The 21,648-nt window shown below is 45.5% G+C and carries 14 protein-coding genes and 6 pseudogenes; 12 read left to right on the forward strand and 8 right to left on the reverse strand.

The window, feature by feature from the left end; all coding sequences use genetic code 11:
• Nucleotides 1-82: 82 nt before the first annotated feature.
• From HQ49_RS12865 to HQ49_RS12140, 5 genes and pseudogenes are all read right to left on the reverse strand, one after another.
• Nucleotides 83-643, reverse strand: coding sequence for a T9SS type A sorting domain-containing protein (locus HQ49_RS12865; RefSeq protein ID WP_235290069.1), 561 nt, complete (start codon nucleotides 641-643; stop codon nucleotides 83-85).
• Nucleotides 627-2,785: pseudogene (locus HQ49_RS12695) on the reverse strand (choice-of-anchor J domain-containing protein); the annotation flags it as partial. The gene HQ49_RS12865 and the pseudogene HQ49_RS12695, both read right to left, overlap by 17 nt.
• A complete protein-coding gene (locus HQ49_RS05640; RefSeq protein WP_039419029.1) occupies nucleotides 2,785-6,636 on the reverse strand; it encodes a C25 family peptidase propeptide domain-containing protein in 3,852 nt (1,283 codons plus the stop codon). The gene HQ49_RS05640 and the pseudogene HQ49_RS12695, both read right to left, overlap by 1 nt.
• 380 nt (nucleotides 6,637-7,016) lie before the next feature.
• Entirely contained in the window at nucleotides 7,017-7,838 is an 822-nt protein-coding gene (locus HQ49_RS05645) for a hypothetical protein (protein WP_039418859.1), read from the reverse strand.
• Between the two features lie 42 nt (nucleotides 7,839-7,880).
• Nucleotides 7,881-8,456, reverse strand: coding sequence for a hypothetical protein (locus HQ49_RS12140; RefSeq protein ID WP_235290072.1), 576 nt, complete (start codon nucleotides 8,454-8,456; stop codon nucleotides 7,881-7,883).
• A gap of 240 nt (nucleotides 8,457-8,696) precedes the next feature.
• On the opposite strand from HQ49_RS12140, the pseudogene HQ49_RS11330 reads away from it, so the two are divergent.
• Nucleotides 8,697-8,890, forward strand: a pseudogene (locus HQ49_RS11330) (ISAs1 family transposase); the annotation flags it as partial.
• A 106-nt stretch (nucleotides 8,891-8,996) separates the two neighbouring features.
• Here the strand turns inward: HQ49_RS11330 and HQ49_RS05655 are convergent.
• The gene (locus HQ49_RS05655) at nucleotides 8,997-9,539 is read right to left on the reverse strand and encodes a hypothetical protein (protein ID WP_080745557.1); all 543 of its coding nucleotides are present in this window, start codon (nucleotides 9,537-9,539) and stop codon (nucleotides 8,997-8,999) included.
• A complete protein-coding gene (locus HQ49_RS05660; protein WP_039418862.1) occupies nucleotides 9,517-10,710 on the reverse strand; it encodes an AAA family ATPase in 1,194 nt (397 codons plus the stop codon). The genes HQ49_RS05655 and HQ49_RS05660 overlap by 23 nt, the downstream gene beginning before the upstream one ends.
• Nucleotides 10,711-10,971: 261 nt before the next feature.
• On the opposite strand from HQ49_RS05660, the pseudogene HQ49_RS11335 reads away from it, so the two are divergent.
• From HQ49_RS11335 to HQ49_RS05715, 11 genes and pseudogenes are all read left to right on the forward strand, one after another.
• Nucleotides 10,972-11,186 (forward strand): annotated as a pseudogene (locus tag HQ49_RS11335) (transposase family protein); the annotation flags it as partial.
• Nucleotides 11,187-11,290: 104 nt separating this feature from the next.
• Nucleotides 11,291-11,923, forward strand: a pseudogene (locus HQ49_RS05665) (transposase); the annotation flags it as partial.
• A 10-nt stretch (nucleotides 11,924-11,933) separates the two neighbouring features.
• Nucleotides 11,934-12,578: pseudogene (locus HQ49_RS05670) on the forward strand (transposase); the annotation flags it as partial.
• A gap of 136 nt (nucleotides 12,579-12,714) precedes the next feature.
• Nucleotides 12,715-14,121 (forward strand): annotated as a pseudogene (locus HQ49_RS05675) (ISAs1 family transposase); the annotation flags it as partial.
• 965 nt (nucleotides 14,122-15,086) lie between these two features.
• Nucleotides 15,087-15,383, forward strand: a complete 297-nt coding sequence (locus HQ49_RS05685; protein WP_018964334.1) for a hypothetical protein — start codon at nucleotides 15,087-15,089, stop codon at nucleotides 15,381-15,383.
• A gap of 6 nt (nucleotides 15,384-15,389) precedes the next feature.
• On the forward strand, nucleotides 15,390-15,698 hold the full coding sequence (locus HQ49_RS05690; protein ID WP_039418864.1) for a cell division protein ZapA: 309 nt from the start codon (nucleotides 15,390-15,392) through the stop codon (nucleotides 15,696-15,698).
• Nucleotides 15,699-15,852: 154 nt separating this feature from the next.
• Nucleotides 15,853-17,394, forward strand: a complete 1,542-nt coding sequence (gene rny / locus HQ49_RS05695; protein WP_018964332.1) for a ribonuclease Y — start codon at nucleotides 15,853-15,855, stop codon at nucleotides 17,392-17,394.
• 105 nt (nucleotides 17,395-17,499) lie between these two features.
• The gene (locus HQ49_RS05700; RefSeq protein WP_039418866.1) at nucleotides 17,500-18,909 is read left to right on the forward strand and encodes a PSP1 domain-containing protein; all 1,410 of its coding nucleotides are present in this window, start codon (nucleotides 17,500-17,502) and stop codon (nucleotides 18,907-18,909) included.
• A gap of 8 nt (nucleotides 18,910-18,917) precedes the next feature.
• A complete protein-coding gene (gene gldH, locus HQ49_RS05705; RefSeq protein ID WP_039418868.1) occupies nucleotides 18,918-19,448 on the forward strand; it encodes a gliding motility lipoprotein GldH in 531 nt (176 codons plus the stop codon).
• On the forward strand, nucleotides 19,445-20,542 hold the full coding sequence (gene recF, locus HQ49_RS05710; protein ID WP_039418870.1) for a DNA replication/repair protein RecF: 1,098 nt from the start codon (nucleotides 19,445-19,447) through the stop codon (nucleotides 20,540-20,542). The genes gldH and recF overlap by 4 nt, the downstream gene beginning before the upstream one ends.
• Before the next feature lie 11 nt (nucleotides 20,543-20,553).
• Nucleotides 20,554-20,844, forward strand: a complete 291-nt coding sequence (locus HQ49_RS05715; protein ID WP_018964328.1) for a DUF721 domain-containing protein — start codon at nucleotides 20,554-20,556, stop codon at nucleotides 20,842-20,844.
• 52 nt (nucleotides 20,845-20,896) lie between these two features.
• Here HQ49_RS05715 and HQ49_RS05720 read toward each other — a convergent pair whose 3' ends face one another.
• Nucleotides 20,897-21,595, reverse strand: coding sequence for a Crp/Fnr family transcriptional regulator (locus HQ49_RS05720; protein ID WP_039418872.1), 699 nt, complete (start codon nucleotides 21,593-21,595; stop codon nucleotides 20,897-20,899).
• Nucleotides 21,596-21,648: the final 53 nt, after the last annotated feature.

Raw genomic sequence — 21,648 nt, forward strand, 5'->3', positions numbered from 1 at the left:
ATTCTCTTTCTGTATCTCCCGGTACTTTTCTCAGAAACTACCGCTTTGGGTGTGCTGAAAAATAAGTCTTACCCAAGGAAGCTCACGGCCTCTTTATTTCTACCTTTTCGGTTGTTGTTTTATTTCCACCGACTACTTTAATCAAGTAGACTCCGTCATTGAGACGTGAAACATCGATTTCCGTTTTCTCCGAATGGGTCTCTTCCCTTAATACGCAAATTCCCAGCGCATTATACAACTCGATTGTTGACTTGTTACGACTCAATCCCTCTATCCTTAAAACATGCGATGCCGGATTAGGATATATTTTCAAGCTTGTATCAGATTGAATATTATCCAAGGATGTGACAGTATAGTTCAGCTTATCGCAAACCGATTGGGACTCGATATTGTCATTATAAACGGCAGTGACACAATACTCCACTTCCACCTGATCGTCTCGTGAAGAATAAGTCTCATCGATATACTCCAAAACAGTCGGGTCTTGTATGTGAACATGGAGCGAGCCGTTTGCATAGATATTGTAACCGGCAAGCTGCAACCGGTCTTTATCATCAGTCTTATCGGGTTCGTAGCCGTTAGGATAATTCCATTTCAAGCGTCCCTTGTTATTCTCAATAAGCGANCAACCGGTCTTTATCATCAGTCTTATCGGGTTCGTAGCCGTTAGGATAATTCCATTTCAAGCGTCCCTTGTTATTCTCAATAAGCGAGACAACGAAATCAGTAACAGGCTCGGGAACAGGCTCAGTAGAACGATAAACCGTAATGTCATCCAATTTCAAGAAAAACATATCCGTGCAATTGTAATGCCGCCATGCGATATATTTAGTCCCTGCAGGCAGGTTGATCGTTCTCTGATACCATGCACCGGCCACTTTCGCGGTCATCGTTTCTTCAAACAACATAACGAAATCTTCGACAGCAGTCCCCGTTGTCGAAACCATCACCGCATAATGTTCCGCTGCCCAATCCGCATCTTGAGCACAGACCCAATACTTAACTCTTTCGGCCTCGCCTTCAAGTTTAGGAGTAATGAGATAATTATCCGGAGTTAAAACACCAATCATCGGTAAGTACGAAGGGGATGCAATACACTTCTCACTGTCATGTCCATACATAGTCCAAGGATAATAGTCCCAATTAACATTGTCACCATCAGCATCAATCAACAACCAGCCTTCAGGAATACTTCCGGCCTCAAAGCCTTCATATAAGATAATGTCCGATTGAGAATCATAAATCAGCTTATCGCAAACAACCGGTCTTTATCATCAGTCTTATCGGGTTCGTAGCCGTTAGGATAATTCCATTTCAAGCGTCCCTTGTTATTCTCAATAAGCGAGACAACGAAATCGGTAACAGGTTCGGGCTCTGATGCAGGAGTCCCGAATACAGTGATATCGTCCAACTTCAAGAAATATATATCGGTACAGTTGTAATGCCGCCATGCGATGTACTTAGTCCCTTCAGGTAAGTTGATGGTTCTTTCATACCATGCGCCGGTCGGCTTCGCTGTCATGGTTTCTTCGAACAATATGACGAAGTCTTCAACAGCAGTCCCCGTTGTCGAAGCCATCACCGCGTAATGTTCCGCTGCCCAATTGGCATCCTGCGTACTTACCCAATACTTGACACGTTTGGCTCCTTCGACCTTGGGAGTAATCAGATAGTTGTCGGGAGTCACAGGGCCTATACCCGAAACATAAGAAGCCGACAAAGAGCAATGTCCTCCATTATGGCCGGAAAAAACGTCGTATGCATTCAAATAGTGTCCCCAGCTAAATCCATCTCCATCAGCGTCTATCACAAGCCAACCATTGGGAACAGGCCCATTCTCAAAATTTTCATAAAGGATGGCATCCGTGGCGTAATGCAGCGTGCCACATACGGTCGAAGATTCTATGCTTTCATCGTAAACGGCTGTAACGCAGTACTCCACTTGCAAGGGATTGTCTCGCAAAGAGTAAGTGCTGTCCACATACTCCAGTATGGAGACATCTTTTATTTGTGCCAGTAGTGTACCGTTCGCATAGATGTTGTAGCCGCTAAGCTGCAACTCTTCATTCCCCTTTCCTTCCGGCTGATAATCCTCCGGATAGTTCCAAGTCAATCGTCCCACATTCTGTCCGATATTGATTACTGTGAAGTCGGTAGCAGGTTCGGGCCCTTCGATCGACCTATACACAGTGACATCATCCAATTTCAAGAATTCTGTGTGTGAGTCGGTGACTTTGTAATGTCGCCATGCAATATATTTGGTCCCTTCTGGTAAGTCCACGATTCGTCTACGCCATACGAGAGGAGTCAGTTTCCCGGTTATGGAATCATCAAACAACAAAACAAAGTCTTCAATGGCAGTCCCCGTTGTCGATACCATTACTGCGTAATGTTCCGGATTGGTACTATATTGATTGCATACCCAGTACTTGACGCGTTTGGCTCCTTCTATATTGGGTGTAATCAGATAGTTGCCCGCTGTTGAGATACCGGAACGTATTTGGGAGTAGGTGCAAAGGCCATTGTGTCCGTAAGGTACAGAGAAAGAGCCTGATGGGCTTCCCCAAGTGGCACCATCAGCATCAGCATCTATCTCAAGCCAGCCATTGGGAACAGGCCCATTCTCAAAACTTTCATATAAGATAGTATCCGGTTGAGCCGGAGCAGCCAGACAGGATGCATTCATGCCTGAGATCTCTTGAGCAGTCGGATTCGTGATCGCTGCCCACGAGAGCAAAATCGTTAGAAATGCTCTAAAAACAATACTTTTCATCATGATAGCCATTATTTGATTCGTAATTTTTCCGTATCTATAATTTTCTGATCAACATTTAGCGTTACCAGGTAGAAACCGGGATCAAAGTTGGATGTATTGAACTGTATGCTGTAATAACCTTCGGATAGATGTTTGGGCAACCCGGTTATATCAGCCGAGGCTCCATTTATTCCATATATTTTTATTACAGAACAGGAAGGGTTATCGGTATAGTAGATTATTGTTACAACAGCTTTCGCCGGATTGGGCGAAATAGAGATTATCTTGGATTTATCAAGGCTTGATTTGTTGCATTCTAATGGAGGCAGGAGAGTACCTGTTGATTCGGGAAGAGTTGACAACAAATAATTTTTTACATTTTGATGGCTTTCGAGCGATTTCCTTTGTTCACAGGAAAGTATGTTCAAATCTATACCAGTCCCTCTGAGTGAGTCTAACTGCATATTCCAATAAATGTCACCAAGGTCAATGACTGCAAAAACACTGTCCTGATAGGAGATTTCACTATTCAAGCGATTTTCGTACCAATCGATGGCAGACTGATAGTTTTCACACACAATATCGCATCGCGCAGACAGGAAATCAGCTGTCGGGAACAAGTTCTGGGAAGAGATGATGGTTGGATTGGATCTGAAATAATCTTTCAAGCCTTCGTAATCGTTGCCTGACATTTTCTCTATCCTGAACAATTCCTTCAAAGCAGCTATTGCAAAGTCGGATTCCGGGTAGGTTTCAACCATCATCTTGAGAGCCACTTTTGCCGAAAGATAATCGCTATTGCCAATACAGTCCAATGCTGTTTGGAATTCTACTGCTTCAGCAGAGCTATTGCCCGATCTCCCATTTGGCAATCCATCCCAAAAAGGTATCCAAATGAACAAGTCTGGCGTATTGAAAACCTGATTCGGATCAAACAAATCATTGTTGCCCCAGTGATTATTTGAAACGTCAATATAGCGATTCGTATACGTGTCGTTGTAAATCCATGTATCTGTATCTCCCCCCTGCAAGCTGTTGTAATGGAAGTTGAGAGGGAATGTACCGTTTGATGAATAGAGCTGCCAAGTCCTATTGGAAATAAACGTCTGCTTATCTTCTTCATTGATTACAGGAGCATTATCGAAATAAAAACAACTGTTGTTGAGGAGACGTACTCCTATATGATTGTTACTGATCTTATTTCGGTTGTAAATACCATAGGAATTATAAAGCGTGCTCCCAATCCTACAGTTTTTTATCACATTCCGTGTGATATTGTGGAGTCTGTTCGTTCTGTTGCCACTATTATTTAGTACAAGAGCCTCATCGCAATTGACTATTTTATTACCGGAAATGTAATACTCAGGAATATTGTCTAACTTGATGGCAGCATTGGAGGTTGCTGTTAAGCCTGGCGTGTTTGTGATATGGTAGGCGAAGTTTCCTGTCGCAAAAAAAGTATTGTCGGTAATCTTTGCTTTTGTAGATAATCCGGTGATGGAGCTTGTAGCCATAGGCTTGAATACCGTTATCCCCGAACTGCTAAACATACTGTTTTCAACGCTTAGGTCACAATTCTTTGAAATAATGTCACTTCGATTGGTAAATTCGCAATTGCTTATCTCCACAATACAGTTCGTTGTATACAGCGGGGCACTGTTGAATTTCACACTGTCAAAATGAAATTTGGGCATGACCGAATGCGTAGAAAACAAGTTAAGTCGGTCTATATTGTCTATCTCTACCTGCTTGTTAATCGCAAGACCATCGCCGTAAACGGTAATAAAGGTGGGGTTAGCACCGGTCTCTCCGGATATTTTAGCCTGATTGCCTATTTCCAGAGTTCCTCCGGACATGACTTGTATGGAGCCATTATTAGTAAAATGCAAAACTCCTTTTTCCGGTATTTTTAGGCAGCCACCATTTTTTATTGTTATCGGACTGCTTATAATGGTGTTGTTTGGTAGTGTAATACAATTACTAACCTCCATGCCATGAGCCATAATGTTTAGTGCAGGGTCGCCAAGCAAATTGAAGTTGAATTTCGAATACGTATCAACAGAATTAGTATTGATAATGGATGATAGCAACATTTCGCCAACAACAGTCGAGAGATTGTGATATAAAGAATAAGGTAAATATTCATAAAATTCTGACGGAGGACAGGGGCCTTCTAAATAAACGGCATATTGGGTGGCTCTGCTTCCTCCTAAGAAAGCCGAGAATCCCTTGTTAGGTGCGTATGTGGTCAGGACTTCTCCAAGCGATCTAATAGTTGAATCTGCTACAGCCGAACTACATGATAGACTCGTACATAATCCCTGCGAAGATGTATTGTTCAATCGGGCTGTTAGAGTATTGACGTCGAGTCCCTGCCCTATCCCCCAAACAGTCGGCATTCCATGAGTGTTAAAATAAAAATGATGGGAACCATTATTCAAGCAGTCAAATATCGAGTCTATTGCAGAGACCTGATTAGATTTTAAGATAGAGTTGACTGTGTAACCAGAGGCGATTTCTTTTAAGAATAAACGTAAGATTGGAGCATCGCAGCCTTTCCCTTCTGCGTAAAGAATATTTTTGTGTGCAATAGGATTATATGAGATTTCTTTGTTGATAGTCTTTTCAATCAGATTGTGCAATTCATGAGCATTGGTGACGCTAAATCGACCGATAAACAAATCGCCGACAGTATCAAGGGGCGAAACACAACTAAAAAAATAGTCGGAGGCGCATATGGAACCAAAAGTTGGATGACTTGGAATTAAGGAGACATTATGAATAAAAGAGGTTGGGACTTTTGTATTATCAGTGTCAGCCAAATATTTGCTCAATGGTTTTCCGATCAGTAGCACGTATCCCAGTTTGCCATCTAAAGTCCTCTTCGCATTGCTTTGGTTGTAAACTGAGCGAATGAAATTTTTCAGTTTAGTTTCGTTGATGTATGAGGTGGCATTTGATGGAAAGCTATTCAATACGTCCTTTATACTTACAGCAGCTACATCAAAGCCGTTGTAGAAGGCTCTATGTTCGCACAGCCGTTTGATTTCGTCGTGTGGTTGTTGATTTACGTTGAACATATCATCGTAAATAACCAAGTAGTCACAGTTCTGAGGGAGGTTGCTGGCAACATTTCCGCTTATGTACGTTGTTGTACCACGACTGAACACCATATCATTTTCTATCGCCGATTTGCCATCAGCTTCATAATTAATAAATGCAGAGGAGGCTACTTTGTTAAATATGCCGGTGTTTTTTTGTAAAGGTGGTTGAGGGTTATCGAAAGTTATTGTAACCTCGATTTTTTTTGCAAATAGAATTTCTTGTCGAACAGGATTGTATCGAAAAGGATACAGGGTAACTTCGATAAATCTTTGTGAGCGAAAATACCCGTCTTGAGAATAGACATAGTGAGTAGAAGGGAGGCTTACATTTTGGCTATAATAATCATTGTTTATCGCAAAAGCCTCTGCCGGATAAGTTCCCCCTCCATCAGGCAACTCCTCTACGACATAGGTAGGATTAGGATAGATATTATAATTGTAGAATGTCTCCGACTCCTTGATATTTACAGCAACGTTAGCTGTTGAAAATTCCGGAACGGCTATCATCTTTTTCAAAACAGGCAATTCAGCTTCGCCCAGATTCCCAAACGAGCCACAACCCGGCATGGAAATGCGCTGAAAGACTTGGTTGCCTTCTCGTTTTTCCACACTATAAAATCCGGGGAAAACAACCTCGAATGTGATTCGGTTACAGCTTGACTCTTGAATACCGATAGAAGGTAGGGCAGCCACTGAGTCCGGATCTCCATGCCAAGTCTGAGATTGTAGACCTAAATGCAGAGAGCACATCATCAAAAAGCTCAAAATTTTTCGCATATCATTTAGCTTTAAGTTAGTAAATATCTTTTGTATCAAAAAAATTACACATCTGCAAGCTTTTTGTCTATATTCATAGCCATCTGCCCTCTTTTAGTCACACAAAAAGCTCTTTCCCGCTCCAAATGTAACACTTAATTTGGAATTAAACACGCTTTTTATGCAACAAATCATCAAAATATTGCCCCCCCGAACACCACATCGTCAACAATAATTCGAAATAAAAGCTGGGGAAGGAAGACCGTTTTCGGGCAACTGGGGAATTCAATTGTTGTTTGTCGTTATCTAAGACTGTATCCAAAAAACCAAAACAAACAGGGAGAGGCCATCAGGACAAACTCCCGACAGTCTCTCCCTGTTTGCTTGTGCTCCCTGCGTTTTTAGAACAATCGTATCGAAACGCCTATGTTGAGCACGGGAAGTATCTGTGTCAGATAGACCGCCTCCTGTGCATCTTCGGAAAAGTCAATCAGCAAATTCGGGTCACCCGTTATCACATTGGGAGACGAGATCTGTGCTTTTCCGGAGAAAAGCATTCCAAGATCGGCGAAGAAAGATACCCTCGATACGGGAACGGCAAATCCGTAACCGATGCCGATATAAGGTTGTACGGCCCTACCCAAATGTACCGATGCTTCCACCTCTGCCGTCGAAGAGGGTTGGATGCTCACCTTATCCGCCGGATTGTCTTTATCCTTGATCGTGATGACAGGCATGTTGTTCGGATTGAGCGTACTCTGATCGTTCATGATGGATTGTCCTGTATTTTGATTGATGAGCTGTATCTTGGCATTGATTTGCGGACGGTTGAAGTACAGACCGGCCGTTACGCGGAAAGCGTTCTTGAACGGATGGTAATCAGCCAATACATGGCCGGAAAAAGAAGAAACCTTCAGATTCCCCCTGATTCCCGGCGTATAGCCCAATGCCGACTGATATGCCTCCAATTCTTGGGGATCATCCGGCACAAACACTTTGTTGTTGACAATGGCCATGGAGGGTATGAAGGCGAAGCCTGCACGAGCCGTCAGTTCGGGCATAAAGCGCGCGCTCCCCTCTATTTTGACGCCGTTCAATACACCTACCGAAACAGTTGTTCCATAATGGATCTTTCCATCATGAAGGTTGTTGTCGTCCTGAGCAATAGCCGGCAGAGCGAACAATAGAGCCAAAACGCCAAACAATAAATTCTTCTTTCTCATAACACTTGGATTATTGATTAATGTAACTGATGACTTATTCGACTACTCTACCTCGATGAAGAAAGTAAAGTGTAGCGCCACTGCCAACATATTTACCCCCTCTATGTTCTTGTCCGTCGTAGTCGTCAAGCGGATAGGGAGGCCAGTCGATTGGAGCAGCGGAAGCAGATTGTTCGTTTCTATCTTGAGCGAAAGCTCATCGCTCGACAAAGAAGTGATGGTGGCGATCAACTTATAGTCGGAGCCGGCATAGAGTTTTACCCCTTCGAAGATCGACAAGTCGAACGAACCAGCTACCTTGTTTTTGATCATGACTTTGTCCTTGATCAAAAACTGAGAAACGGCCGAAGAGCTAAGGCCGGATTCATCGACAAACTCCTGCAATTTGATAGGAAGGACGGATTCGTGCAGGATATGTTCGGCTCTTCCTGCAAGCGACTCCTCTCGTCCCACTCCTTCATTGAAAGCTTCTATATCGATCGAGAGGTCGAATCCTTTGCGCACTTCGGCAGAGCCGGATACGCTGAGTTCCTTCTGTTTGCTTTTTGATTCACAGCTCGAAAATGACATAGATACGAGCAAAACAGACAGGATAGCAAATAAAATACTCCTTTTCATACTACAAATGATTGTTACTGATGTTAGGATCTATTTTTTGTGATTTCCACAAGCAATCCATTCCTTGGATCGGTAAATTGGGATTTCGTTCACAATATTACACCATCTGCTTGAAGGAAACAACAAGAGGAGACCGTGCCAACATTTTTTATGTTTCCTTATCGAGAAAAGAAGGAATTCTACATTCAAAATCTTTTGGAAGGCATCCTGTTCCGAATTTTTAGCAGGGCTGAGGCATTAAAGTTACACCACTGTTTGGATGTCTATTTCGGACACGATGCCTCGCACAAGAGATGCAGATTATGGATATCATTCAAAAGATTAATTTACTCATTATAGAGCGACTAAAAACGAATATGAAGTCCTCAATCCCTCGTATCCAAAAGAAACCAGCTCGAATGAAGCCACAACAACTAATGACAATACAATTTTAATGCGTCACCCCTGTACGTAGCCATTATTATCGCTCGATCACTTTAGTCTTTGGGTGTAATCCAGACACTGTGGGTAGCATAGCGTGAGAAGATGAAGACATGATGCTCAATACCTCTCGGGATTATTACTCTTTATTGTCTTGAGCTCGCAACGATAGTTCTTACGAAATCTAATTTTAGCTTTCTCAAGCTTAGGATTAGACCTATTACTGGGAATAGAAGTGGCAACAATACGAGCTAGCACTAGCTTATTGCTATCATGAACAAAGAGGTTATTCTTCAATGTGGCTTCAAGTTGATCTATAGCATGCTCCACATCGTGGCCTTTGAGCTCAACAAATATCTCCAACCAAGACTCCTCTTCTTCTAGCTTCTCCTTTGCTTGCTGCCCGTCTATCTTGAGTGCACACAAAATCAACTTATCGCACTTAGGCGTTGAGGTTTCCTTGGGTATTACTCCCCCATCAATAGCGAAGACACAAGAGCCTAACACTATAGAGGTGGAGGCGGAGCAATCGAGCTCATATCTTTGATTTTTCTCTGTTACGACTAGCTTTTTACGCATCTTCCTAGAAACTAAATCTTGTTCGGGGGTGTATCCTTGTCCTTTAAGGACCTTGTATGTATTACTCGCCATAGAGTAACTCATTGATATAGCTAATACCGTCGTCTACCCAATCCGAAACGCCATCAAGCTCTACCCCGCTAATCATTGGTAGCTCCCGATCAACAAGATCCGAGAGCGTGCCATCAGTATTGATGAAATAGGCTGCATAGTCTTGAGTTTTCAGTGGGCAAGTTCCCAAACCTAAATGCTCTTCTATTTGAGAGGTCAAGTGTGGCTTTTGCTCTATCGCTCTAGCCACAGCAAGTACCATATTGAGCATCGAGAGGATATAGGGGCTATGTGTCGTCATCACGAGCATACTAGAGCTACGCTCAACCTCTGTGATCTGATGAAATCTGCACAGCAGTTTGAGCACAAGATCCCTCTGAGATGAGGGGAAGAGGTTCAGCTCTGGCTCTTCTATAAAGAATTGAACCGAGGCGTATTGGAGCAAAGAAGCTTGGCTAGGTGTATCTCCCGTAGACTTGTAGAGAAACTCCCTCACCTCAGACAAACTAAGTTTAGGTAGCTCCCCAACTTGAGCAGAATAATAGTCCACCATGGCCTCTATGGGCAGGGCAGACTGTATGCCACTAGAGGCATATAGAGTGGAGAGCTTACGTTGGCGTTCTTTGAGATAGATATAGTCCTTACCCCTCTGGTAGAAATAACCCACTCCTTGAGCCACAGAGAGAGGCAACTGGGTTGATGTTCCAAACTTCCTCCTTGCCTCATCCCACTCAAAAATAAAATTGAAAATGAGATCCAGCTCACTAGACTTATATGCTTTGTCAATATTCTGGATAGCTGCCACTAGATTGCGCTCGGAAGGTATGAAGCACAACTTACTATTGTGTCTCCTCTCGGCATAGTTGGCGGAGAGGGTAATACGAGCGTTCTGATTACCTCTCCCTTGCCACTCTATTGACATAGAAGTTCCCCTGTAGCAAATCTCGCTATCCGACGAGAAAAACGAATCATCTAGTCGATGAAAGCTTTTGAGCTCCTTGACAAATCGTTTATACGAAGTGTACCACTTAACCTTGGCTTCATCGATCATAATAGATTTTTCCAGCCAACGGCAGAAGCACAAAATCTTCATCAAAGTGCTCTTGCCTGAGCTCTGCTGCCCAATCAACACCATAACTCGACGAAGCTCAATCAAACCAGTGTCTCTGATTGGTCCAACATTCTTTACACGTATCGTACTCATTAGCAAGTTTTATCCAAAGTTTACTTTATCCCAAATCAAAGCGATTCGGCAGAGATGACATCAACATAACCAAGAGTGGCCGCTAAAGCCACTCGGTTCTCCTCCAGCTCATCTATCGCTACGCGTGGATAAATAGACGCATCATGCCTCAAAGATACAATTTCCCTTGCTACAATCTAGATTATTGTCACTATACAACAGGGCTGACGCATTAAAAACAGCTTTCTAAGTGCTTTTATAGTCGTTAAAGCCCCGTTAGTTATGTATCATTCTCTATTTGAAAGCCGCTGCATGGTTCCGGACCCACGGATAGAGCGTAAAAAATTTATCCTCTTGACTTTTTACTCCTGATCGTTTTCCTCTCTACACTCTCAGGCAATACCTCCTGTTATGAGATTGAAGATTATGCCGAGGAATACGAAGAAGAATTGAAAAGTCTATACGAAATGCTTACCGGTCATCAGCTTACGCATACCGAGACCTTTGCACGGCAATTGGCCTGCATTTTATTTATTAATTCATTGTGTAATAGGAAGTTTTTTTTGTATTTGAGTGTCAAAAACAAAATAATATTCTTCCCATGGCATACCAATCCAAGAACACCGATGAGCATGTAACATTTGCAGACGCACTCTTTTCAAAGCGTTGTCGCAAAGCACAAAACGACTTCCTCAGTCAGATTGACAGGCTTATTGATTGGCGTCCGAATCGGACGCTGATCAACAAGAAATACACGAAGCGACAAAATGCCATCGGTGACCCGGCTTATGACGTGATTCTCTTATTCAAGATGTTGCTTCCGGAGACATGGTACAACCTCGGTGATTGTGCTCTGCAGGAGCGCATCAATGATTCAATGACCTTTTCCCGATTCTTGGGGCTGAAGATGGAAGAAGGATCTCCCGACCACAGCACTATCAGTCGATTTCGTTCGGCACTGACCGAACCGGGCCTGATGGACAAACTATTGGTGCAGTTTAATAAGCAACTTTCCCTCCATCACATTTCGGTAAGGGAAGGGGTGCTTGTCGATGCAAGCCTTGTGGAGACGCCATATAAACCCAATGGAAGCATTACGATTGAAGTCGCAGACGACAGGGAAGACAATCGGAGCGAGCAGGAAAAAGAGGCGGAGGAGGATTATCAAAAACAGGTTGTCCGTAAACGTAAAGGGACGGATGAAGAAGCCCGTTGGGTGTACAAGCAAAAGCATTATCACTACGGATACAAAAAGNGAGGAGGATTATCAAAAACAGGTTGTCCGTAAACGTAAAGGGACGGATGAAGAAGCCCGTTGGGTGTACAAGCAAAAGCATTATCACTACGGATACAAAAAGCATTGTTTGACCAATGTTCAAGGCATTGTTCAAAAGGTGATAACGACTGCAGCGAACCGCATTGACACGAAGGAGTTTATTCCGCCCTTGGAGGGTGCAAACATACCTCAAGGCACAGTCGTCTTGGTGGACAAAGGATATGCTTCCGGGGAAAATCGTTCGTACCTGCAAACTCATCACCTTCAAGATGGCATTATNAACATACCTCAAGGCACAGTCGTCTTGGTGGACAAAGGATATGCTTCCGGGGAAAATCGTTCGTACCTGCAAACTCATCACCTTCAAGATGGCATTATGCACAAGGCACAACGCAACAGGGCATTGACCGAGAAAGAGAAGCAACGAAACAAAGCAATCAGTCCGATACGGACTACCATCGAACGCACCTTTGGCAGTATTCGTCGGTGGTTTCATGGCGGACGATGTCGCTACCGGGGACTTGCAAAGACCCACACTCAAAACATTCTTGAAAGCATCGCGTTCAACCTGTACAGAACTCCGGGGACAATTATGTCCTCATGTGCAGGATAAGACATAATCACCCTTGCGGAGCTACATGGACAAGCTCCGCAAGGATGATTTACAAGCCCTTTTACTCCTTGCTTCCACCCAAATTATTCGCTCCTTGTATCCGAAGAATGCCTCTTTCCTACATCTCCTTATTTTTCAAAGGTCTCATACCATGCCTTCTCATGATACTCTCAACAGGAGCATCAGTCTGTTGTATGTAGAAGCCTTTGAGGGGGCTTATAAGCAATGGATTGAAGGTTTTATCTCGGCCACTTCGGGTAAACATATTTGCATTGATGGCAAGACGATGCGGGGAGTGAAGAAACTCTCTTTTGATACACAATCCCATGTCGTCTCNGGTAAACATATTTGCATTGATGGCAAGACGATGCGGGGAGTGAAGAAACTCTCTTTTGATACACAATCCCATGTCGTCTCTGCCTTTTCACCACAAGATATGTGCAGTCTAGCCCAACTCTACATCGACCGAAAAACAAACGAAATCCCGGCTATACATCAACTTCTTCATTTGCCGGACTTGAACGGGGCTGTCGTTTCCATTGATGCCATAGGCACACAAACAGCCATTGCCGAACAAATCATCGATAAGGGCGGAGACTATGTATTGTGTGTTAAAGCGAATCAAAGTTTGAGCTTGCAAGAGATAGAAGGCTATTTCTGCCCTCTGNCCGAACAAATCATCGATAAGGGCGGAGACTATGTATTGTGTGTTAAAGCGAATCAAAGTTTGAGCTTGCAAGAGATAGAAGGCTATTTCTGCCCTCTGTTTCAGAAACATATCCTCCTTGACGAGCAGACGGAACTATCTCACGGACGCATAGAAACACGTCGCTATGAAAGTATTCTCAATCCCTTGGAGATAGAAGCCAACGAGGTATTAACTCGNGACGAGCAGACGGAACTATCTCACGGACGCATAGAAACACGTCGCTATGAAAGTATTCTCAATCCCTTGGAGATAGAAGCCAACGAGGTATTAACTCGTTGGAAAGGCTTGAGGTCGATACACAAAGTTGTACGCAAACGAAGGGATAAAAAGAGCGACAAAACGAGCGAAGAAGCGGCCTACTACATTTCGTCATTGACAGATCTTTCTTNGGTCGATACACAAAGTTGTACGCAAACGAAGGGATAAAAAGAGCGACAAAACGAGCGAAGAAGCGGCCTACTACATTTCGTCATTGACAGATCTTTCTTCATTGAAACAGGCTATTCGTGGACATTGGGCAATAGAGAACAAGTTGCATCACTGTTTGGATGTCTATTTCGGACACGATGCCTCGCACAAGAGAACGAGGAATGTGGCGCAGATTATGGATNATTGGGCAATAGAGAACAAGTTGCATCACTGTTTGGATGTCTATTTCGGACACGATGCCTCGCACAAGAGAACGAGGAATGTGGCGCAGATTATGGATATCATTCAAAAGATCAATTTACTCATTATAGAGCGACTGAAGACGAATATGAAGTCTTCAATCCCTCGCATCCAAAAGAAACGGCTCGAATGAAGCCACAACAACTAATCACAATACAATTTTAATGCGTCACCCTTGGATTTTCTAGGGGTTCTGAAGGCCAGGTATTTTTTTTCACTATCTTTGCAGTATAGAAAGCTGATTAGGAAGGCGAATTCGGGCGATTTTTAGCCCGTAACTGGTTCCTGATCAGTTTTTTCTTTTTGAGGCAAGTGATACTGAGTCCGTATACTTTTTGTCACTTTCACAGCGTTCCGGCAAGCCTTGACCTCTCTCCTCCCTCTTTCTCCTTTCCACTAAAAAAATTCGCACCAAAAAAGTTTTCAACAACGAATACGAGTTTGGAATGATTCCAAATAAGCATCCAAAAAGGAGAGGCATCCAAGGTAAAAAAGGATAGAAATCTGTCCGCCGAAATTCGAAATTTGTTTTCCGAGGAGTCGAATAACGATCTGTATATAAATGATTTTCAATTTATATATAAATGGTTTTCGTTTTATATACAAATCGTTTTCAATAAATATATAGATCGCAAGAGATTTGTATATAAATCGCAGGCTCGAAAATGCCTTTTTCGAAGCCGATATAAAAGAAGCACCCGTCGAGTTATCCGTAGAACTCCGGCGGGTGCGATACAGGTGCGTAGGAGCTTGTCCTATGCTATGATACTATTGGTCGATCTATGATTTGCGTATCTGATGGATTCGTTCTTTACAATCCCGACCGGGATCGAAGTCTATTGCTACAGTATATTCGATCGAGAGGATATTCCGATTGGATGTAAAGCAGTGGGTTATGAGTGGTAGCATTTCGATGTTTTGCAATTCTATTCAATTTTCTCTTTTTCAATTCATTACCGGCTCCCTGAATATAGGAAAACCATTTTGTGGAGCAGTCCTTCTGCGAAGACAAAAGTAACCAATTCTTTTTTCTCCGTAACGACTGTTTCATTTACCCTTTATACAAGCACACAAAATTAGTTGCCAGTTTGGCGCGGATAATTTACTTTTGTAAGGAAAAGGATTATTCTATGACCGGAGAAGAGGAACTCGATCTTTCGAAGCTGGAATATAACGTCCGCAAGCTGATGGAGCTGGTGGAAAATCAGCAAAACGAAATTTCGTCTCTTCGGGCCGAACTGGCTGCGAAAAATAAAAAAATCGCACAGCAGGATTTGGCCTTGGGCATAGCAGAAACCAAGAACAAGACGTTGCTGACATCGAGGGTGATCGTAGCCAATGAGGACGAAGCCCGCCAGTCCAAACAGCGTCTGGAAAGTTTGATAAGAGAAATAGACAGGTGCATTGCCCTGTTGCAAACGGAATAAAAGAAGATGACAAAGGATCCGGACTCGCTGAATATCACGCTCAACATTCAGGGGAGCCGGTTGAGGCTTGCCATACCACGTAATGATGAGGCCCTCTATCGGCAAGCTGCCGACAGACTCAACTTCCGGATCATGCGTTATCGCGAATCATATCCCAATATGGCCCAACTGCCCGCAGGCGGACATTTGCTTCTGGCTGCAGTGGATACGGCTTTTTATTTGGCACACGAGCGCAAACAGGCCGATCGTACCCCGATCAATGACCGCTTGCGCAGGCTCAATACCGAATTGGAGGCTTTTCTAAGTCGCTATTAGTCGGGAGAGGGCTATTACCGTTTCTTTTCTTCTCATTCCTTTCAGTCTTTGTTTCTTTCCTTTTATAGCTTCGAGGTCTTTGCTGTGATCGGCCTCGGACACGTGTGTGTGTTGTAATACTGCTACTTACTAATTTCAAAGAATACAAACGAAAATGGGAATAGGAACACTTTTATTATTTACTTTTTTGGGGCTTATAGCCGGTGCCGCTGCCGTATGGCTGATCACGCGGACACTGCTCAAGCAAAGGACAGAGGGGATTCTCGCCGAAGCTCGCCGTGAAGCCGAGGTGATCAAGCAAAAGAAGCTCCTCGAAGTGAAGGAGAAGTTTCTCCAACTCAAAGGCGACCTGGAAAAGCAGGTGGCACAGCGCAATAGCAAGCTCCAATCGGTGGAGAGCAAACTCAAAAGCCGCGAACAAACCCTCAACCAACGTCAGGAAGATATAACGAAGAAGGGGCAGGAAATGGATTTGATGCGTGAGAATCTGACTGCTCAGCTCTCTGTGATAGAAAAGAAAAAGACGGAACTCGACGAGCTGAAGGCTCGCGAACAGGCTCATCTGGAATCTCTGAGCGGACTCTCCGCAGCGGAGGCTAAAGACAGGCTGGTGGAAAGCCTCAAAGACGAAGCCAAGGGGCAGGCCTCTGCATACGTCAATGAGATTATCGAAGAGGCCAAGATGACTGCCAACAAAGAGGCTAAGCGAATCGTCATCCAATCCATCCAGCGCGTGGCTACGGAGACGGCCATCGAAAACTCCGTGACCGTCTTCCATATCGAAAGCGATGAGATCAAGGGGCGCATCATCGGCCGAGAGGGCCGCAACATCCGTGCATTGGAGGCTGCTACCGGCATCGAGATCATCGTGGACGATACGCCTGAGGCCATCGTCCTGTCGGGATTCGATCCGGTGCGTCGTGAGATAGCACGTCTGGCACTCCACCAGCTGGTACAGGACGGACGTATCCATCCGGCACGCATAGAAGAGGTGGTATCCAAAGTGAGAAAGCAAGTGGAGGAAGAGATCATCGAGACGGGTAAACGGACGGTGATCGACCTTGGAATCCACGGCCTGCACCCGGAGCTGATCCGCCTGATCGGTAAGATGAAGTATCGCTCTTCCTATGGGCAGAATCTCTTGCAGCATTCGCGCGAAACGGCCAATCTCTGTGCCATCATGGCCAGCGAATTGGGGCTGAACCCGAAGAAAGCCAAACGAGCCGGTCTGCTGCACGACATCGGCAAGGTGCCCGATGATGAGCCGGAATTGCCACATGCTCTCTTGGGTATGAAGCTCTGTGAGAAGTTCAAAGAGAAACCCGATATATGCAACGCCGTAGGAGCGCACCACGATGAGGTGGAAATGATGTCGCTGATAGCTCCTATCGTACAGGTGTGCGATGCCATTAGTGGTGCCCGTCCGGGAGCTCGTCGCGAAATTGTGGAGGCTTATATCAAGCGTCTGAACGATCTGGAGCAGCTCGCCATGTCCTATCCGGGCGTTATCAAGACCTATGCCATCCAGGCCGGTCGCGAACTCCGTGTAATCGTCGGTGCCGACAAGACGGACGATGCCTCGGTGGAAACGCTCTCGAACGAAATAGCCAAGAGAATTCAGGATGAGATGACCTACCCGGGACAGGTGAAGATCACGGTGATCCGCGAATCTCGCTCCGTCAGCTACGCCAAATAAATCCCGCATACCGATGGATAGTACCTGCTTGCATAGTGCGGCGGTTGTGCCTTATACCTCCTATCAGCAGCAGTAGAGAACTACACCGGACAAAGCAAAAGACGGATGGACTACCGATTAGACAATACGACCTCCCTGACGAAGGATGCCTGCAAGGGGTGTCATAGCCAGCCGCTCAGCACTTATGACTGGCTGAGTGACATCCCCGATTTGCCCGAAGATGGCGGATTCGTGGAGGTACAATTCAAGAATACGCGCAAAGGGTACTACCTCAACAGCGAGAAGATAGAACTGCACAAAGGGGATGTAGTAGCCGTAGAGGCCAATCCGGGCCATGACATCGGGACGGTGACGCTGACCGGTAAACTGGTAAAACTCCAGATGCGCAAACATCGATACAGCACGAACAACGGCGAGCCTTTCAAGATATACCGCATAGCCAAACAGGGCGATCTGGATAAGTACCGCGAAGCAAAGGCGCGAGAGTACGATACGATGATCCAGTCCCGCCAGATTTCGGCCGATTTGAATCTGGATATGAAGATCGGAGATGTGGAGTATCAGGGCGATGGCAATAAGGCCATTTTCTACTATATCGCCGATGAGCGCGTAGACTTTCGCCAACTGATCCGAGTACTGGCGGAGACTTTCCACATTCGTGTGGAGATGAAGCAGATCGGTGCAAGACAGGAGGCCGGCCGTATAGGCGGTATCGGCCCTTGCGGCCGCCAGCTGTGCTGCTCGGCGTGGAAGATGAATTTCGTGTCGGTGAATACGAGTGCAGCTCGCTATCAGGATTTGGCTCTCAATCCTCAGAAACTCACGGGCCTCTGCGCCAAGCTCAAATGCTGCCTCAATTATGAGGTGGATGCCTATGTGGAAGCTCGTAAGAAGATGCCGAGTCCGGAGATCGTCTTGGAGACGAAAGAGAGTGTGTACCACTATTTCAAGGCGGATGTATTCCGTCGGGAGGTTTCGTATTCTACCGTTCCCAATGCTCCTGTCAATCTTACGACCATATCGGCTCGGCGCGCTTTCGAGGTGATCAGCCTGAACAAGCAGGGGATCAAACCGGTATCGCTGGAGTATGACGACAAGAAGCAGTCGTCCGGACACGAATTGTCCGATATCCTTACGGACAATAGTCTGACTCGGTTCGACGATGCCTTGTCTCGCCGCAGGAGGCGCAACGGCAAAGGTGGTAGAGACTTCTCTGATAGAGAAAAAAACGGCGAGCCTCGTCGCACGCATGAATCTGTACAGCCTACACCTCGCGTTCGCAGCAGTAGCAGAATACCATCACGAGAGAAAGCTCCCCGACCGGAGGGAGGTGATTGTCGGGAGAATACGCGAGAGCGCAGTCGAGGCGATGCTCGTTTTGCACGTCCCTATACGAACGAGGCCGGCTCCGAACGAGTGGAAGGAGCCAGACGCGTGGCGGGCAGTGGTCGCAGACCACCGCGTCAAAGTACTCCTCGTCAGGAAGGCCGACAGGGAGAGAGAAAGGAGGAATAGAGGGGAAGATGGGTGCTGCCACACAAAAGCAAGTCCGAGGGGCAATCAGTTTTTTTCTGGTTGCATTGGGGATATGCTTGGCTGTGTCTTGCACATACCGTAAGGACGAGCGAATACTCTATCGTCAGGTGCCTCATGGAAGATGGCAGAAAAGCGATGTGCTCGACTACGAAATCCTCATACCGGACTATACTCGCTCATATTCTTTGGAGCTGCTGATCCGCCACGACAATCGGTACGAATATCGCGATCTGGCATTGGCGTACGAGGTTTCAGTGGGAGAGCGTCTGATCTTTGCGGACTCGGTGGATCTGACTTTGGCCGATAAGCCACAACAGTGGAACGGAAAAGGGGTTGCCAAGCAGCAAAACCGGTTTCGCCTGCCGATCTCCGCACGTTTTCCCTATTCGGGCCTTTATAAGATAGAGTTGAAGCACAATATGAGGGTGCCGACTCTTTCAGGTATAACGGAAATAGGTATTCGCTTGACAGAAGGGCGAGACAATCCTCCGCCCTCTATCTTACCCCAAGGAGAATGATCATAGAAGAACTCCATATCGTCAATTTTAAGAGTATCGCAGCTGCCGATTGTCGGTTTTCGCCCAAGGTGAACTGTCTGGTGGGAAACAATGGAATGGGCAAGACCAATCTGCTGGATGCGCTGCATTTCCTCTCTTTCTGCCGCAGTCATCTTTCCGTACCGGACAATATGGTAGTGAAGCATGGTGAGGAAATGGCCCTGCTGCAGGGACTGTATCGAGATGAAAGTGGCGATGCCGTAGAGCTGCTTCTCTCTATTCGTCCTGGGAAGCACAAGGTATTGCGCCGGAACAAGAAAGAATATGAGCGGCTGAGCGATCATATCGGTCGTTTCCCGCTGGTAATAGTTTCTCCACAGGACTATCAGCTCATCCTCGGAGGTAGCGATGAGCGCAGACGGTTCATGGATCAGCAGCTTTGCCAGCAGGATCCTCGGTATCTGTCGGCCCTCATTCAGTACAATCGGCATTTGCAACAGCGCAATACAATGCTCAAGCAGGACCGTCACGATGATGCTCTGATGGATGTTTTGGAGCTACAGATGGAATCCTATGCAGCAGAGATCTACAAGAAGCGTCGCTGTTTTGTCGAAGATTTTCTTCCTGTTTTCAATGATCTTTATTCCGATATTAGCGGATCTGCCGAGGAGGTCAGCCTGTCCTATCGCTCGCATTTGGCGGACGGAGTACCTCTTGGGGAATTGCTTCGCAGGAGCCGCCCGAAGGATTATCTACTGGGGTTTTCTTCTTGTGGTGTACACAAGGACGAATTGGAAATGCTTCTCGGTGGAGTTCTTATTCGGAAAATAGGTTCGGAGGGACAGAACAAGACTTTCCTGATCAGTATGAAGTTGGCACAGTTCCGCCATCAGCAACTGCACGGTGATGAGACGCCCATTTTGCTGCTCGATGATATATTCGACAAACTGGATGCTACCCGTGTGGAGCGGATTATCCGCCTTGTCGGTGGTAACGGTTTCGGTCAGATATTCATCACAGACACGAACCGAAAATACTTGGACGAGATTATCGCCTCTTGGAGTGAGGATTACCGCCTTTTCAAAATAGAAAACGGACAGATATTCCAACAATAAGTATCCTTCGGATGGAAAAAAGCGAAATACAGAAAGTGGATCAGGTAATTCGAGCTTGGCTGGAGGATGAACCGCTCATGTATGAGCGACTTCTCGAGGTGGAGGCTTTGGATGCTCTGCCACAGGTGTTGGGGCCTCTCTATAAATTCCTCGGTCGTAGCCGGATTCATGACGGTGTACTGTACCTGACATTCAATTCTTCCGTTGTACGCAGCCAGCTGAGCAACAACAAAGCAGAGTTGCTCCTCAGACTGAATACGGCCGTAGGTGCAGAACTGATTCGACAAATAGTTTTCTTATAGGTCTTTGTCGATCACTTCCTCAATGACTATCGAAAAAGGGGGGAGGGAGGCTTTAGCCGGAGCGTGCGGTTTTTTGCAGACGATCGCAGTCGATAATCTTGATCCTTTTGCCATCAAGTGCCAGCATTCGCTCGGAAACAAATGTAGAAAGGGTACGTATGGCATTGCTTACTGTCATGTTGGAAAGAGTGGCCAGTTCCTCTCGACTAAGGTAGATACTCAGGGTAGCTCCATCGTTCTCAAATCCGAAATTTTCTTTCAGTATCAGCAGTGTTTCGGCCAGTCGGCCACGAACATGTTTCTGCGTGAGCGTTACGGTTCGCTTTTCTGCATAGCCCAACTCTTTGGCCAAAGCTTTGAGGAAGTATCTACAGAATGAGGTGTTTCCTTTCAGCAATGCTTCGATAGCTTCGACCGGTATGGCAAGGACTTTGGAGTTTTCAACGGCAATGGCTGTGGACGAACAGGTTTCTTCGGCAAAATAGGGACGCATACCGAAGAACTGCCCCGGCTTAACGATGCGAGAGATGTGGAAGCGTCCATATACGCCTTCCCTCAGGATCTTTATTTTTCCTTCGTACAGATAAAAAAGACTGTTGGGGATGTCTCCTTCAGAGAAGACAGTAGAGGCTTTCTTACAAGGGAAAGGCCGTATCTCGCTGTCTAATAGCTCTCGCTCCTCTTCGTTCAGCAGAGGCCAGACATCTCTAAGCAAGTGTCCCAATCCTTTATCCGAAGCTGTCTTCCACATATAAGTGTTCAGAGAATGTCTATTTGGTCGAATCCGTACAACGAGGTAGAAAG

The sequence above is a fragment of the Porphyromonas gulae genome (genome assembly GCF_000765945.1).
Taxonomy (GTDB): Bacteria; Bacteroidota; Bacteroidia; order Bacteroidales; family Porphyromonadaceae; genus Porphyromonas; species Porphyromonas gulae.

Coding starts and splice junctions, on each gene's coding strand:
- HQ49_RS05640 (WP_039419029.1), bottom strand. CDS start 6,636: ATGCGAAAAATTTTGAGCTTTTTGATGATGTGCTCTCTGCATTTAGGT.
- HQ49_RS05645 (WP_039418859.1), bottom strand. CDS start 7,838: ATGAGAAAGAAGAATTTATTGTTTGGCGTTTTGGCTCTATTGTTCGCT.
- HQ49_RS12140 (WP_235290072.1), bottom strand. CDS start 8,456: ATGAAAAGGAGTATTTTATTTGCTATCCTGTCTGTTTTGCTCGTATCT.
- HQ49_RS05655 (WP_080745557.1), bottom strand. CDS start 9,539: ATGAGTTACTCTATGGCGAGTAATACATACAAGGTCCTTAAAGGACAA.
- HQ49_RS05660 (WP_039418862.1), bottom strand. CDS start 10,710: ATGAGTACGATACGTGTAAAGAATGTTGGACCAATCAGAGACACTGGT.
- HQ49_RS05685 (WP_018964334.1), top strand. CDS start 15,087: ATGACCGGAGAAGAGGAACTCGATCTTTCGAAGCTGGAATATAACGTC.
- HQ49_RS05690 (WP_039418864.1), top strand. CDS start 15,390: ATGACAAAGGATCCGGACTCGCTGAATATCACGCTCAACATTCAGGGG.
- rny (WP_018964332.1), top strand. CDS start 15,853: ATGGGAATAGGAACACTTTTATTATTTACTTTTTTGGGGCTTATAGCC.
- HQ49_RS05700 (WP_039418866.1), top strand. CDS start 17,500: ATGGACTACCGATTAGACAATACGACCTCCCTGACGAAGGATGCCTGC.
- gldH (WP_039418868.1), top strand. CDS start 18,918: ATGGGTGCTGCCACACAAAAGCAAGTCCGAGGGGCAATCAGTTTTTTT.
- recF (WP_039418870.1), top strand. CDS start 19,445: ATGATCATAGAAGAACTCCATATCGTCAATTTTAAGAGTATCGCAGCT.
- HQ49_RS05715 (WP_018964328.1), top strand. CDS start 20,554: ATGGAAAAAAGCGAAATACAGAAAGTGGATCAGGTAATTCGAGCTTGG.
- HQ49_RS05720 (WP_039418872.1), bottom strand. CDS start 21,595: ATGTGGAAGACAGCTTCGGATAAAGGATTGGGACACTTGCTTAGAGAT.